The 12,514-nt window shown below is 73.7% G+C and carries 8 protein-coding genes; 5 read left to right on the top strand and 3 right to left on the bottom strand.

The window, feature by feature from the left end:
- Nucleotides 1-2 precede the first annotated feature (2 nt).
- The 3 genes from N538_RS0109480 to N538_RS0109470 all read left to right on the top strand — a co-directional run bounded on the left by N538_RS0109480 (nucleotide 3) and on the right by N538_RS0109470 (nucleotide 3,013).
- Nucleotides 3-1,097 (top strand): ring-opening amidohydrolase, encoded by a 1,095-nt coding sequence (locus tag N538_RS0109480; protein ID WP_028637109.1) that lies wholly within the window; start codon nucleotides 3-5, stop codon nucleotides 1,095-1,097.
- Nucleotides 1,098-1,206: 109 nt separating this feature from the next.
- Complete coding sequence (locus N538_RS0109475; RefSeq protein ID WP_028637108.1) at nucleotides 1,207-1,497, top strand: DUF4326 domain-containing protein; 291 nt, start codon at nucleotides 1,207-1,209, stop codon at nucleotides 1,495-1,497.
- A gap of 58 nt (nucleotides 1,498-1,555) precedes the next feature.
- Nucleotides 1,556-3,013 carry a benzaldehyde dehydrogenase gene (locus tag N538_RS0109470; protein ID WP_028637107.1) on the top strand — a complete coding sequence of 486 codons (1,458 nt, stop codon included), beginning with the start codon at nucleotides 1,556-1,558 and terminating at the stop codon, nucleotides 3,011-3,013.
- A gap of 13 nt (nucleotides 3,014-3,026) precedes the next feature.
- Here the strand turns inward: N538_RS0109470 and N538_RS0109465 are convergent, their stop codons facing one another.
- Nucleotides 3,027-4,184, bottom strand: coding sequence for a CaiB/BaiF CoA transferase family protein (locus tag N538_RS0109465; RefSeq protein ID WP_028637106.1), 1,158 nt, complete (start codon nucleotides 4,182-4,184; stop codon nucleotides 3,027-3,029).
- Between the two features lie 264 nt (nucleotides 4,185-4,448).
- Entirely contained in the window at nucleotides 4,449-5,039 is a 591-nt protein-coding gene (locus tag N538_RS0109460; protein WP_036569995.1) for a DJ-1/PfpI family protein, read from the bottom strand.
- A gap of 46 nt (nucleotides 5,040-5,085) precedes the next feature.
- On the opposite strand from N538_RS0109460, the gene N538_RS0109455 reads away from it, so the two are divergent.
- Both N538_RS0109455 and N538_RS0109450 read left to right on the top strand, forming a co-directional pair.
- Nucleotides 5,086-8,289, top strand: coding sequence for an ATP-dependent helicase (locus tag N538_RS0109455; RefSeq protein ID WP_051549089.1), 3,204 nt, complete (start codon nucleotides 5,086-5,088; stop codon nucleotides 8,287-8,289).
- Nucleotides 8,286-11,462 (top strand): ATP-dependent DNA helicase, encoded by a 3,177-nt coding sequence (locus N538_RS0109450; RefSeq protein WP_028637103.1) that lies wholly within the window; start codon nucleotides 8,286-8,288, stop codon nucleotides 11,460-11,462. Before N538_RS0109455 ends, N538_RS0109450 begins: the two co-directional genes overlap by 4 nt.
- Here the strand turns inward: N538_RS0109450 and N538_RS0109445 are convergent.
- Nucleotides 11,432-12,490 (bottom strand): FAD-dependent oxidoreductase, encoded by a 1,059-nt coding sequence (locus tag N538_RS0109445; RefSeq protein ID WP_028637102.1) that lies wholly within the window; start codon nucleotides 12,488-12,490, stop codon nucleotides 11,432-11,434. The genes N538_RS0109450 and N538_RS0109445 overlap by 31 nt on opposite strands.
- Nucleotides 12,491-12,514: the final 24 nt, after the last annotated feature.

The raw sequence follows: 12,514 nt of genomic DNA, 5'->3' as shown, positions 1-12,514 counted from the left end.
CCATGCCCAGCGCCATCGAAGTACGCAAGGTCCCGATCCACTCGGTCGCCGACGCCAGCGAGCTCGCGAAGCTCATCGACGACGGGGTCATGGAGGCCGGCCGGGTGATCGCGATCATCGGCAAGACCGAGGGCAACGGCGGCGTGAACGACTACACGCGGATCATCGCCGACCGGGCGTTCCGTGAGGTCCTGGTCGCCAAGGGCGCCCCCGCGGACCAGGTCAGGCAGGTCCCGATCGTCTGGTCGGGCGGCACGGACGGCGTGATCAGCCCGCACGCCACGATCTTCGCCACCACCGACGCCGAGCCGACCGAGGACCCGCGGCTGACCGTCGGGTTCGCGATGAGCGAGCAGCTGCTGCCCGAGGACATCGGGCGCACGCCGATGATCACCAAGGTCGCGGACGCCGTGAAGGTCGCGATGGAGCGGGCCGGCATCACCGACCCGGCCGACGTGCACTACGTCCAGACCAAGACGCCGCTGCTGACCATCCACACCATCCGCGACGCCAAGTCGCGCGGCAAGACGGTGTGGACCGAGCACACCCACGAGTCGATGGACCTCTCCAACGGCTGTACGGCGCTCGGCATCGCGGTCGCGCTGGGCGAGATCGAGATGCCGACCGACGCGGACGTCATGCACGACCGGTCCCTGTACTCCTCGGTCGCGTCCTGCTCCTCCGGCGTCGAGCTCGACCAGGCCCAGGTCGTCGTGGTCGGCAACGCGACCGGTGTGGGCGGCCGGTACCGCATCGGGCACTCCGTGATGGAGGACGCCCTCGACCAGGACGGCATCTGGGAGGCGATCCGCTCCGCCGGGCTCGACCTGCCCGAGCGGCCGCGCACCTCCGACCTCGACGGCCGGCTGGTCAACGTGTTCCTCAAGTGCGAGGCGTCGCAGGACGGCGAGGTCCGCGGCCGGCGCAACGCGATGCTCGACGACTCCGACGTGCACTGGCACCGCCAGATCAAGGCCTGCGTCGGCGGTGTCACGGCGGCGGTCACCGGCGACCCCGCGGTCTTCGTCTCCGTCTCCGCCGCCCACCAGGGCCCGGACGGCGGCGGCCCGGTCGCCGCGATCGTCGACCTCGGCTGAGCGGGGGCGGGATCCCCGGCTCACCGGGGATCCCGGCACTTGGCGGGCGTTGCAATGCCCGGGAAGCGACAGCAGTGCCCGGGAAGTTCCGGGGGAGAGGAAGGCAGCAGTGCCGCAGCGCATCCAGCTGAGGCGGACGGCGGGCTGGCGCAAGCCCGAGCACGCCGTCGTCGTGGCGCGCCCGACCTGCTGGGGCAACCCGCACCCGATCGGAGAGCACACCGTCGAGGCGCACCGCGCGTCGGTCGAGGCGTTCCGCCGAGACCTGCTCGGGGGCGCACTGCCCTACACCGCCGACGACGTACGCCGGGCACTGGCCGGCAAGGACCTCGCCTGCTGGTGCCGGCCGGAGCTGCCCTGCCACGCCGACGTGCTGCTCGACCTCGCCAACCGCGACTGAGTTCCGCTGAGCAGAACGCCCGCTTCCGGAGCCGCCGACCGCGGGTCACACTCGGAGGATGACGCTCCTCGACCCGCAGACCTGGACCGGCAAGCTCTTCATCGACGGGTGGACCGACGGCGGCGGGGGGACCGCCGCCAGCATCGAGCCGGCGACCGGCGAGACCCTCGGGAGCTACGGCGTGGCGAGCGTCGAGGACGTACGCCGGGCGGCCAGCCGCGCGGCGGACGCCCAGAAGGAGTGGGCGGCGCGCAGGCCCGAGGAGCGCGCGGCGGTGCTGCGCAGGGCCGGGGACCTCTTCGAGCAGCACGCCGAGGAGATCCAGGACTGGATCGTCCGCGAGTCCGGCGGCATCCCGCCGAAGGCGGGTCTCGAGACCCACGTCGCCGCGAGCGAGTGCTTCGAGGCGGCGGGGCTCCCGACCCACCCGGCCGGCGACGTCCTCGCGACGAACGACGACCGCTGGTCGTTCGCGCGCCGGCGGCCGGTCGGTGTCGTGAGCGTGATCGCGCCGTTCAACTTCCCGCTCATCCTCAGCGTCCGCGCGGTCGCCCCGGCCCTCGCGCTCGGCAACGCCGTCCTGCTCAAGCCCGACCCGCGCACGGCGGTCTGCGGCGGCGTCGTCGTGGTCCGGGTCTTCCAGGAGGCCGGACTGCCCGACGGGCTGCTCGCGCTGCTCCCCGGTGACGGAGAGATCGGCGCCGCGGTCGTCGAGGCGCCCCAGGTCGGCGTCATCGCGTTCACCGGCTCGACCGCCGCGGGCCGAAAGGTCGGCGAGAGCGCGTCCGGGCTGCTCAAGCGCGCCCACCTCGAGCTCGGGGGCAACAACGCCCTCGTGGTCCTGCCCGGCACCGACGTCGCGAAGGCCGCCAGCGCCGGCGCGTTCGGCGCGTTCCTGCACCAGGGCCAGATCTGCATGACCGCGGGCCGCCACATCGTGCACGAGTCGCTCTACGAGGAGTACGTCGCCGCGCTGGCCGAGAAGGCCCAGCACCTGCCGGTGGGCGATCCGAAGTCCGGCACGGTCGCGCTCGGCCCGATGATCGACGAGAAGCAGCTCAAGCGCGTCGACTCGATCGTGCAGGACGCCGTCCAGCACGGCGCCCGGCTGCTCGCCGGCGGCACCAACGACGGGCCGTTCTACCAGCCCACCGTGCTGGCCGACGTGGCGCTCGACAACCCGGCCTGGACCGAGGAGATCTTCGGCCCAGTCGCGCCGGTCGTGAGCTTCTCGACCCTGGACGAGGCCGTCGAGCTCGTGGACGGCACGGACTACGCGCTCTCGGTCGGCATCCTCGGCGACGTCGGCGAGGCCATGCGGCTCGCGGACCGCGTCACCTCCGGCAAGGTGCACATCAACGAGCAGACCGTGTCCGACGAGGCGCAGGCGCCGTTCGGCGGCTTCAAGTCCTCCGGCAACGGCTCCCGGATCGGTGGCGCGCAGGCGAACCTCGAGTCCTTCACCGAGATCCAGTGGTTGACGATGCGGCCCGACGTGGCGCCGTACCCCTTCTAGGTCCCGCTACAGCCTAGGAATCGAGCCACTCCCGGATCGACTCGTCGTGCTGGCCCAGCGTCGGGGGCGCCTGGTGCTCCGACCGCCCGCCGGAGAACGGCTGGTCGTCGAAGCGCACGGGTGAGCCGGGCAGGTTCAAGGTGCCCTGGGTCGCGTGCTCGACCGAGAGCAGGAGGCCCTGCGAGAGCGTCTGCTCCCAGGTGTAGACGTCGTCCATCGACCGCACCTTGCCGGACGGCACGCCCGCCTCCGCGAGCAGCGCGAGCCAGTGCTCGGCGGGCCGGTCGGCGAACAGCGCCTCGATCCGCTCGACCAGCCGGTCGCGGTTCGCCACGCGCAGCGGGTTGGTCGCGAAGTCCGGCTCGGCGGGGTCCCACCCGAAGGCGCCGCACAGCGCGCGCCAGAGGTTCTCGGATCCGCAGGCGATCTGCACCGGCGCCGTGCTCGTCGCGAACATGCCGTACGGCGCGATCGACGGGTGGTGGTCGCCCGCGAGGCCCGGGACCTCGCCGGCGACGGTCCATCGGGTGCCCTGGAACGCGTGCACGCCGATCATCCCGGCGAGCAGCGACGTACGTACGACGCGGCCGCGGCCGGTGCGTTCGCGCTCGTGGAGGGCGGCGAGCACGCCGAAGGCGCCGTTCATCCCCGCGATCAGGTCGGCGATCGGGACGCCCACCTTGGTCGGCTGCTGGGTGCCGGTGATCGACATCAGCCCGCCCTCGCCCTGGGCGATCTGGTCGTAGCCCGCTCGCTTCGCCTCCGGTCCGTCGTGTCCGAAGCCGGTGATCGACAAGACGATGAGCCCCGGGTTGAGCTCGTGCAGCCGGGAGACGGGGAAGCCGAGCCGGTCGAGGACGCCGACCCGGTAGTTCTCCATCAGCACGTCGGCGCGCGCGACGAGCCTGGCGAGCACCTCCTTGTCGGCCTCGTCCTTGAGATCGAGGACGAGCGACTCCTTGTTGCGGTTGGCCGAGAGGAAGTACGTCGACTGGCGCTCGTCCTCCTCGCCGATGAACGGCGGCCCCCAGGAGCGGGTGTCGTCGCCGGTCGGCGGCTCGACCTTGATGACCCGCGCCCCCATGTCGCCGAGCATCATCGCGGCGTGCGGTCCGGCGAGCGCCCGGGTCAGGTCCAGGACGAGCAGGTCGGAGAGCGGTCCTTCAGTCATGGGGGCACGCTACTGAGGCGCGTCGGGGCGTCCTACGGCGAGAGGTGCCAACACGTCGGTCTGCTGATGGTCTCGATACGCCGTCGCTCGTCCCTCGCGACGGCTACTCGACCAACGATCGTATGTTGGGTCCGCGAGGGCGGCCTGTCGTTGGTCGAGTAGCGAGCGTCGGCGAGGGCGGCCTGTCGTTGGTCGAGTAGCGAGCGTCAGCGAGGGCGGCCTGTCGTTGGTCGAGTAGCGAGCGTCAGCGAGCGTATCGAGACCTCACGACTGCCACATCCACTCCATCTCGGTGACCGCGCGCTCCCTCGTCTGCTGTCCGGCGAGCAGCTGCACGACGTGCAGTGCGAGGTCGACGCCGGCCGACACCCCGGCGGAGGTCAGGGTCGTCTCGCTGCTGCGGACGAAGCGCTGCCCGCGCACGACCTTGGTCGTCGGCGAGATGGCCTCGAGCTCGTCGTACGCGTCGTGGTGGGTGGTGGCCGGCTTCCGCTCGAGCAGCCCGGCTGCGCCGAGCACCAGCGCACCGGTGCAGACCGACATCAGCAGCTCGACCTCGGCGGCGCGCTCCCGGACCCAGTCGAGCAGCCGGTCGTCCTTGGTCAGCGGCCGGGTGCCGGCGCCGCCGGGGATCACCAGCAGGTCCGGCGGCGGGGCGTCGTCGAGGGAGTACGTCGGCTGCACGGTGAACCCGCCTCGGCCGACGGCCGGGGCGCCGGTGAGGCCGACGGAGAACACCGAGAACGGATGGCCGTCCCCGAGCTCGCCGGCCACGTTGAACACCTCGTAGGGCCCGGCGAAGTCGAGCACCTCCATGTCGTCGAAGGCGAGGATCGCCACAGTCCGCTGACTCACCGGCCCATTGTCGAGCCTTGTCGGCGCCAGGTGGTCGAATGGCCACATGACGGCCACCCCGACGACGTACCACTTGGTGCGTCCCGAGCACGTCGTCGCGACCCCCGAGCTCGACGAGCACCAGCGGCGCGTCGTCGACCACCCCGGCGGGCCGCTGCTGGTGCTGGCGGGCCCGGGCACCGGCAAGACGACGACGCTGGTCGAGGCGATCGTCGACCGCATCGACAACCGCGGTGCGAAGCCCGACGAGGTGCTCGCGCTGACGTTCTCCCGCAAGGCCGCCGAGCAGCTCCGCGACCGGGTCACCGCGCGGCTCGGCCGGACCATGTCGACCACGCTGAGCTCGACGTTCCACTCGTTCGCCTACGCCCTGATCCGGCGCTACTCGCCGGCCGAGCTCTACGAGGCGCCGCTGCGGCTGCTGTCCGCGCCCGAGCAGGACGTCGTGCTGCGCGAGCTGCTCACCGACCACCCCGAGTCGGTCACCTGGCCGGAGTCGCTGGCCCGGGCGCTCGGCACCCGCGGCTTCGCGCGCGAGGTGCACGCCGTCCTGTCCCGCGCGCGCGAGAAGGGCCTTGACGGAGTCGCGCTCCGGGAGCTCGGCGAGGCCGAGCGGCTGCCGGAGCTCGTGGCCGCCGGCCTCTTCCTCGACCAGTACCTCACCAACCTCGACTCCCAGGGTGCGACCGACTACGCCGACCTGATCCGCCGCGCCACGATCGAGGCGGAGGCACACCGCGAGGAGCTCCGGGCGCGGATCGGCGCCGTGTTCGTCGACGAGTACCAGGACACCGACCCCGGCCAGGTCGCGCTGCTGCGCGCGCTCGCGGGCGACGGCCGCGACCTGGTCGTCGTCGGCGACCCGCACCAGTCGATCTACGGGTTCCGCGGTGCGGAGGTCCGCGGCATCCTCGACTTCCCGGCCGCGTTCCCGCGCGCCGACGGCGCGCCCGCCGACGTCGTCGCGCTGCGGACCACCCGCCGGTTCGGACCCCGGCTGCTGGTCGCCTCCCAGCGGGTCGCCGGCCGGCTCGCGCTGGCCGGCAGCATCCCCGAGGAGGCGCGGACCGCGTTCCTCGCCCCCGAGGCCGCACCGAACCCCCACGGCGACGGCCGGGTCCTGGTGCGCACCTTCGACACCGAGCGCGCCGAGGCCGAGCACCTCGCGGACCTGTTGCGCCGCGCGCACCTCGAGGACGGCATCCCCTGGGACGAGATGGCGGTGCTGGTCCGCTCCGGCCGCACCTCGATCCCGCCGCTGCGCCGGGCGCTCGGCGCGGCCGGTGTGCCGGTCGAGGTGGCCAGCGACGAGGTCCCGCTGGTGCGTGACCCCGCCGTGCTCCCGCTGCTGGAGGCGCTGCGCGCCGTCGTCAACCTCGACAACGAGGACGTCGACCACCTCGACTTCTTGGACCCGGCCCGGACGGAGGCCCTGCTGCTCGGCCCGCTCGGCGGGCTCGACGCGGGCGACGTACGCCGCCTCGCCCGCCGCCTCCGGACGCGCGAGAAGGAGCAGAGCAAGGACGAGGGCCGCACCCCGCGCACGTCCCGCGACCTGGTGCGCCGGGTCGTCGTCGAGCCGGGGTTCCTCGACGGGTTGGACGGTCCGGAGGTGGTGCGGGCCCGGGCGCTCACGCAGCTGCTGCTCGACGCGCGCGAGGAGATGCGCGGTGGAGCCTCCGCGGATGAGCTGCTGTGGATGCTGTGGTCGCGCACGAGCTGGCCGGCCCGGCTGCGCCGCTCCGTCGACCTCGGCGGGGGAGCCGCACGCCGCGCGCACCGCGACCTCGACTCCATCTGTGCCCTGTTCGACGTCGCGGCCCGGTCCGAGGAGCAGCGCGACCACGTCGGCGTCCGCGCGTTCCTGGCGACCCTCGTGCAGCAGCAGATCCCGGCCGACACGCTCGCCGACCGCGGAGCGCGCGGCGCCGCCGTCCGCCTGCTCACCGCGCACCGCGCGAAGGGCCTCGAGTGGCGGCTGGTCGTGGTCGCGCACGTCCAGCAGGAGGGCTGGCCCGACCTCCGCCGCCGGTCCACGCTGCTGCAGGCCGACCGGATCGGCGAGCACGGCGTGGTGCCGCCGGTGTCGTCGCGCGAGCTGCTGATGGAGGAGCGCCGACTGTTCTACGTCGCGTGCACGCGCGCGCGACAGCGGCTGGTCGTCACCGCGGTGGCCTCGGGCGAGGACGACGGCGAGCAGCCGTCCCGCTTCCTCGACGAGCTCGGCGTCAAGGTCGAGCGGGTCGTGGGGCGGCCGCCACGGCCCCTGTCGGTGCCGGGGCTGGTGGCGGAGCTCCGGCGTACCCTCGCCGACCCCGCCACCGCCGAGCCGCTCCGCGACGCCGCGGCCCGCCGGCTGGCCCGGCTCGCGCCCGAGGTCCGCATCGCCGACCCGTCGACCTGGTGGGGCACCCGGTCGGCCACCCGCTCGGCGCAACCGGTCCGCGACCCCGACCAGCCGGTGCCGGTCTCGGCGACGCTGCTCGAGTCGGTCGCCCTCTGCCCGACGCAGTGGTTCCTCGAGCGCGAGGCGGGTGGCATCGCCCGCGCCCACCAGTCCGCGAACCTCGGCGAGATCCTCCACGAGCTCGCCCAGCGGGTCGCGACCGGCGAGCTCGAGCCGTCGGTCGACGTCCTGATGGAGCACGTCGATGAGGTCTGGGACCGGCTCGACTTCCGCACCCCGTGGTCGAAGCTCCGCGAGCACGAGCGGGTGCGCGCGGCGGTCGGCCGGTTCCTGCAGTGGCACCTCGCCAACCCGCGCGAGCTGATCGGCACCGAGGCGAAGTTCACGACGGTCGTCGCGCTCGACGACGGTGAGCGCGTCACGATCAGCGGGTACGCCGACCGCCTCGAGCTCGACGCCGACGGCCACGTCGTGGTGGTCGACCTCAAGTCAGGACGCTCCAAGCCGAGCAACAAGGCCGTCGAGAGCCACGTCCAGCTCGGTCTCTACCAGTACGCCGTCGACCACGGCGCCGTCGCCGAGCAGGCGCCCGGTGCCCGCGCCGGCGGCGCCGAGCTGGTCCAGCTCGGCCTCATTGACGGCGGCGAGACCGCGGTCGTCCAGGCCCAGGCCGCGCAGCCCGAGGACGGTGCCGAGCGCGACGCGCTGCGCCTGCGGCTCCGGCACGCCGCGGGCCTGCTGCGCGCCGAGTCGTTCCCGGCGGTAGCCGGGCAGCACTGCCGCGACTGCACCTTCGTGCCGATCTGCCCGATCAAGAGCGCCGGGTCGGTGACCGACCAGTGAGGATCGACAGCCCGGAGGCGCTGGCCGAGGTGATGCGCACGCCGTACGCCCCCAGCGACCAGCAGTGGGCGGCCATCTCGGCGCCGCTCTCGCCGGCCGTCGTGATCGCCGGTGCGGGCTCGGGCAAGACCACGCTGATGGCCGCCCGCGTCGTCTACCTCGTGGTCACCGGGCAGGTCCGGCCCGAGGAGGTGCTCGGTCTGACGTTCACGACCAAGGCCGCCAGCGAGCTGCGCCGCCGGATCCGCGACTCGCTCCGCGACGCCGGCGCGCTCGAGGAGCCCGAGGACGCCGAGGACGGGTCCGGCGACGTGCTGGAGCCGACGGTCGCGACGTACAACGCCTACGCCGCCGGCCTGCTCACCGACCACGGCCTCCGGATCGGCCACGAGCCGGACACCCGCGTCATCACCGACGCGGCGCGCTACCAGCTCGGCGCCCGCGCGATCGACCGGTTCACCGGCGACGTCCGGCACCTCTCGGACCACCCGGCGACGGTGATCCAGAACCTCCTCGCCCTCGACAGCGCGATGAGCGAGCACCTCGCCGGGCCGGACGCCGTCCGGGCGCTGGACGCGGAGGCCAGGGCAGGCTTCGACCGGGCGCTCGCCGAGGAGGTCGCGGGCAAGAACCGCGTCACCTACCGCGAGGCGATGGAGAAGGCGATCTTCGCGATCGACCGGCGGACCGAGCTGCTCGACCTGGTGGCGGCGTACCGGCGGCTCAAGGCCGACCTGGGGCTGATGGACTTCTCCGACCAGATCGAGCTCGGCGCCCGGCTGGCCGAGGAGCAGCCAGACGTCGGGGAGCTGGAGCGGTCGCGCTTCAAGGTGGTGCTCCTCGACGAGTACCAGGACACCTCCGTCGCCCAGGCCGTGATGCTGTCCCGGCTGTTCTCCGGGGGGCACCCGGTCACCGCGGTCGGGGACCCCAACCAGGCGATCTACGGCTGGCGCGGCGCCTCGGTGTCGAACATCCTCAACTTCGCCGACACGTTCCCCGCCGCGAGCGGCGCGGTCCCGACCTACCCGCTCACGGTCAACCGCCGCTCCGACGCCCGCATCCTCGAGGTCGCGAACCGGCTGGCCGCGCCGCTCCACGACAAGTACGGCCAGGTCGAGCCGCTGGTCGCGAAGCCCGAGGCCGAGCAGGGCTCGGTGACGACCAGGGTGTTCCCGACGCACGCCGAGGAGCTCGACTGGCTGGTCTCGGCGGTCCGAGACGCCCACGAGGCGCTGCCGGATCCGGGGGGCTGGGCGAAGATCGGCGTCCTGACCCGCGACAACAGCCACGCCGAGGACGTCTTCGACGCGCTCACCGGCGCCGGCGTCCCGGTCGAGATCGTCGGCCTGTCCGGCCTGCTCCGGCTGCCCGAGGTCGCCGAGATCGTCGCGACCCTGCACCTGCTGCACGACGTCACCGCCAACGCCTCGCTCCTCACGCTGCTGACCGGCCCGCGCTGGGCGATCGGGCCGCGCGACCTGCGGCTGTTGAGCCAGCGGGCCCACGAGATCGCCGGCCGCCAGCGCCGGTCCGCCTCGGCGGCGTCGGTCACCGACAGCCTCCTCGAGATCGCCGACGGCATCGACCCGGCCGAGCTCCCTGCGCTCGACGACGCCCTGGCCGACCCGGGGGAGCACCCCTACTCGCCTGAGGCCCTCGAGCGGTTCGCGCTGCTGGCCGCCGAGCTCCGGATGCTCCGGACGTACGTCGGCGAGCCGCTGCTCGACATCGTGCGGCGGATCATCGACACCAGCGGCACCGACGTCGAGCTCGCCTCAGCGGTGTCCCCGGCGGCGTCCGCGCGTCGCGACAACCTCGACCTGTTCGTGAAGGCCGTCGCGGAGTTCCAGGCCGTCGACGGCGACGTCACGCTGCCGGCCCTGCTCGCGTACCTCACCGCCGAGGACGACCAGGGCAACGGCCTGGACGTCGCGACGCCCACGGAGGCCGACTCGGTCAAGCTGCTGACCGTCCACCGCTCCAAGGGGCTGGAGTGGGACTCCGTGTTCCTGGTCGGCGTGTGCGAGACCAGGTTCCCGTCGAACCGGTCCCGCACGCTGTGGACCTCGTCGCCCGCGATCCTCCCGGCCCCGCTGCGCGGCGACGCGCGGGACCTGCCGCAGCTCGAGGGCCACGACAAGGCCGCGCTCGACGCCTACCGCGCGGCCACCCGCGACCACGACGCCGAGGAGGAGCTCCGGCTCGGGTACGTCGCCTTCACCCGCGCCGCCCGCCGGCTGTTCGTGTCGTCGTACCTCTGGAGCCCGCGCGCGACGCCGTTCGGACCGTCGGCGTACCAGCAGGTCGTCCGCGACCAGCTCGACGCCTGGGGAGAGCCCGCGGAGTGGCTCGAGAAGCCGCAGAAGGGCGACCCGAACCCGTACGACGCCGTCGACCCCTCGCGGCCGTGGCCGGCGACCGGCACCGGACGCGAGGCGGCGCTCCGGATCGAGGCGGCGCGCCGGGTGCGCGAGGCCGACCCGGAGGCCGAGGACGCCGGGCTGGACACGATCGAGGCCGCCCGGGTCGCGGAGTGGGACGCCGAGCTCGAGCGGCTGCTCGCCGAGGCGCGCCGGGACCGCGGCACCGACCTCGCCGTACCCCTCCCGTCGAGCCTGTCCGCCACGGCGCTGAGCCGGCTCCGCGACGACCCCGAGACGTTCGCGCGCGAGCTCGCCCGGCCGATGCCGCGACCGCCCTCGAGCGCGGCCCGGTTCGGCACCCGTTTCCACGCCTGGGTCGAGGCCCGGTTCGGCCAGCAGGACCTCTTCGACTACGGCGACCTGCCCGGCCGTGCCGACGCCGGCATCGACGACGACTCCGACCTCAAGGACCTCGTCGCGACCTTCGAGGCCGGGCCGTTCGCGACCCGCGTCCCGCACCAGGTCGAGGCGCCGTTCGCGCTGGTCCTCGCCGGCCAGGTCGTCCGCGGCCGGATCGACGCCGTCTACGCCGAGGGCGACGGCTACCTGGTCGTCGACTGGAAGACCAACCGCTCGGCCACCGCCGACCCGCTCCAGCTCGCGCTGTACCGGCTCGCGTGGGCCGAGCTGCACGGCGTACCGCTGGAGCACGTCCGCGCGGCGTTCTACTACGTCCGCACGGGCCAGGTCGTCGAGCCCGGCGACCTCCCGGGCCGTCAGGCGCTCGAGGCGCTGCTCTCGCTCTGAGCCAGCCACGCGGCGACACCGCGGGCGGCGACCCGGCCGGCGCGGTTGGCGCCGATCGTGCTGGCCGACGGGCCGTACCCGACCAGCTGCACGCGCCGGTCCTGCACCGCGGTCGTGCCGTCGAGACGGATGCCGCCGTGCTCGGAGCGCAGGTGGAGGGGGGCCAGGTGGGCGATCGCCGGGCGGAACCCGGTCGCCCAGAGGATCACGTCGGCCTCCCACAGCGACCCGTCCGGCATGCGTACGCCGTCCGGCTCGATCGCCGTGAACATCGGGTGCCGCGCGTAGGCACCCAGCCGCTCGGCCGCGCGCTCCTGCTCGCGCAGGACCAGCCCGGTCACACTGACCACGCTGGCCGGCGGGAGACCACGGCGTACCCGCTCCTCGACCAGCGCGACGGCGGCCCGGCCGACCTCGGGCGTGAAGTCGTCGGTGCGCCACACCGGCTCGCGCCGGGTCACCCAGAGCGTGTCCGCCGCGACCGGCGCGATCTCGCCGAGCAGCTGGACCGCCGAGGCACCCCCGCCGACGACGACCACCCGCCTGGCGCGGAAGTGGCCGGGACCGGGGTAGCGGTGCGTGTGCAGGTGCTCGCCGCGGAACGTCTCGATGCCGGGGTAGTACGGCAGGTGCGGCTGCGACCAGGTGCCGGTCGCGTTGACGATCGTCCGCGCCGTCCAGCTGCGGTCGCCCGCGCGCACGACCAGGAGGTCGCCCTCGCTCGTCACCCGGTCCACCCGCACCGGACGGACGACGGGCAGGTCGTGCTCGCGCTCGTAGCCGCCGAAGTAACCCGGCACGACGACGTTCGCCCGGCCGGCCTCGTCCGCCGGCGACGCCGAGTCGGGGAGCGCCGCGATCCCGTGGACGTCGCGCATGGTCAGCGAGTCCCAGCGGTGCTGCCACGCGCCACCCGGTGCGTCGTCCGCGTCGAGCACGACGTGCGAGATGCCGCGCCGCTTCAGGTGGTACGACGCCGACAGCCCGGCCTGGCCGGCTCCGATGACCACCGCGTCGAGGATCTCCACGCCCGGTGCAACGCTCCCGGAGCC

The organism is Nocardioides sp. URHA0032 (assembly GCF_000620645.1).
In the GTDB taxonomy this organism is placed as follows: Bacteria; Actinomycetota; Actinomycetes; order Propionibacteriales; family Nocardioidaceae; genus Nocardioides.
Note: the sequence above shows the minus strand (reverse complement) of the source record. Positions and strands in the feature narration are given on the sequence as shown.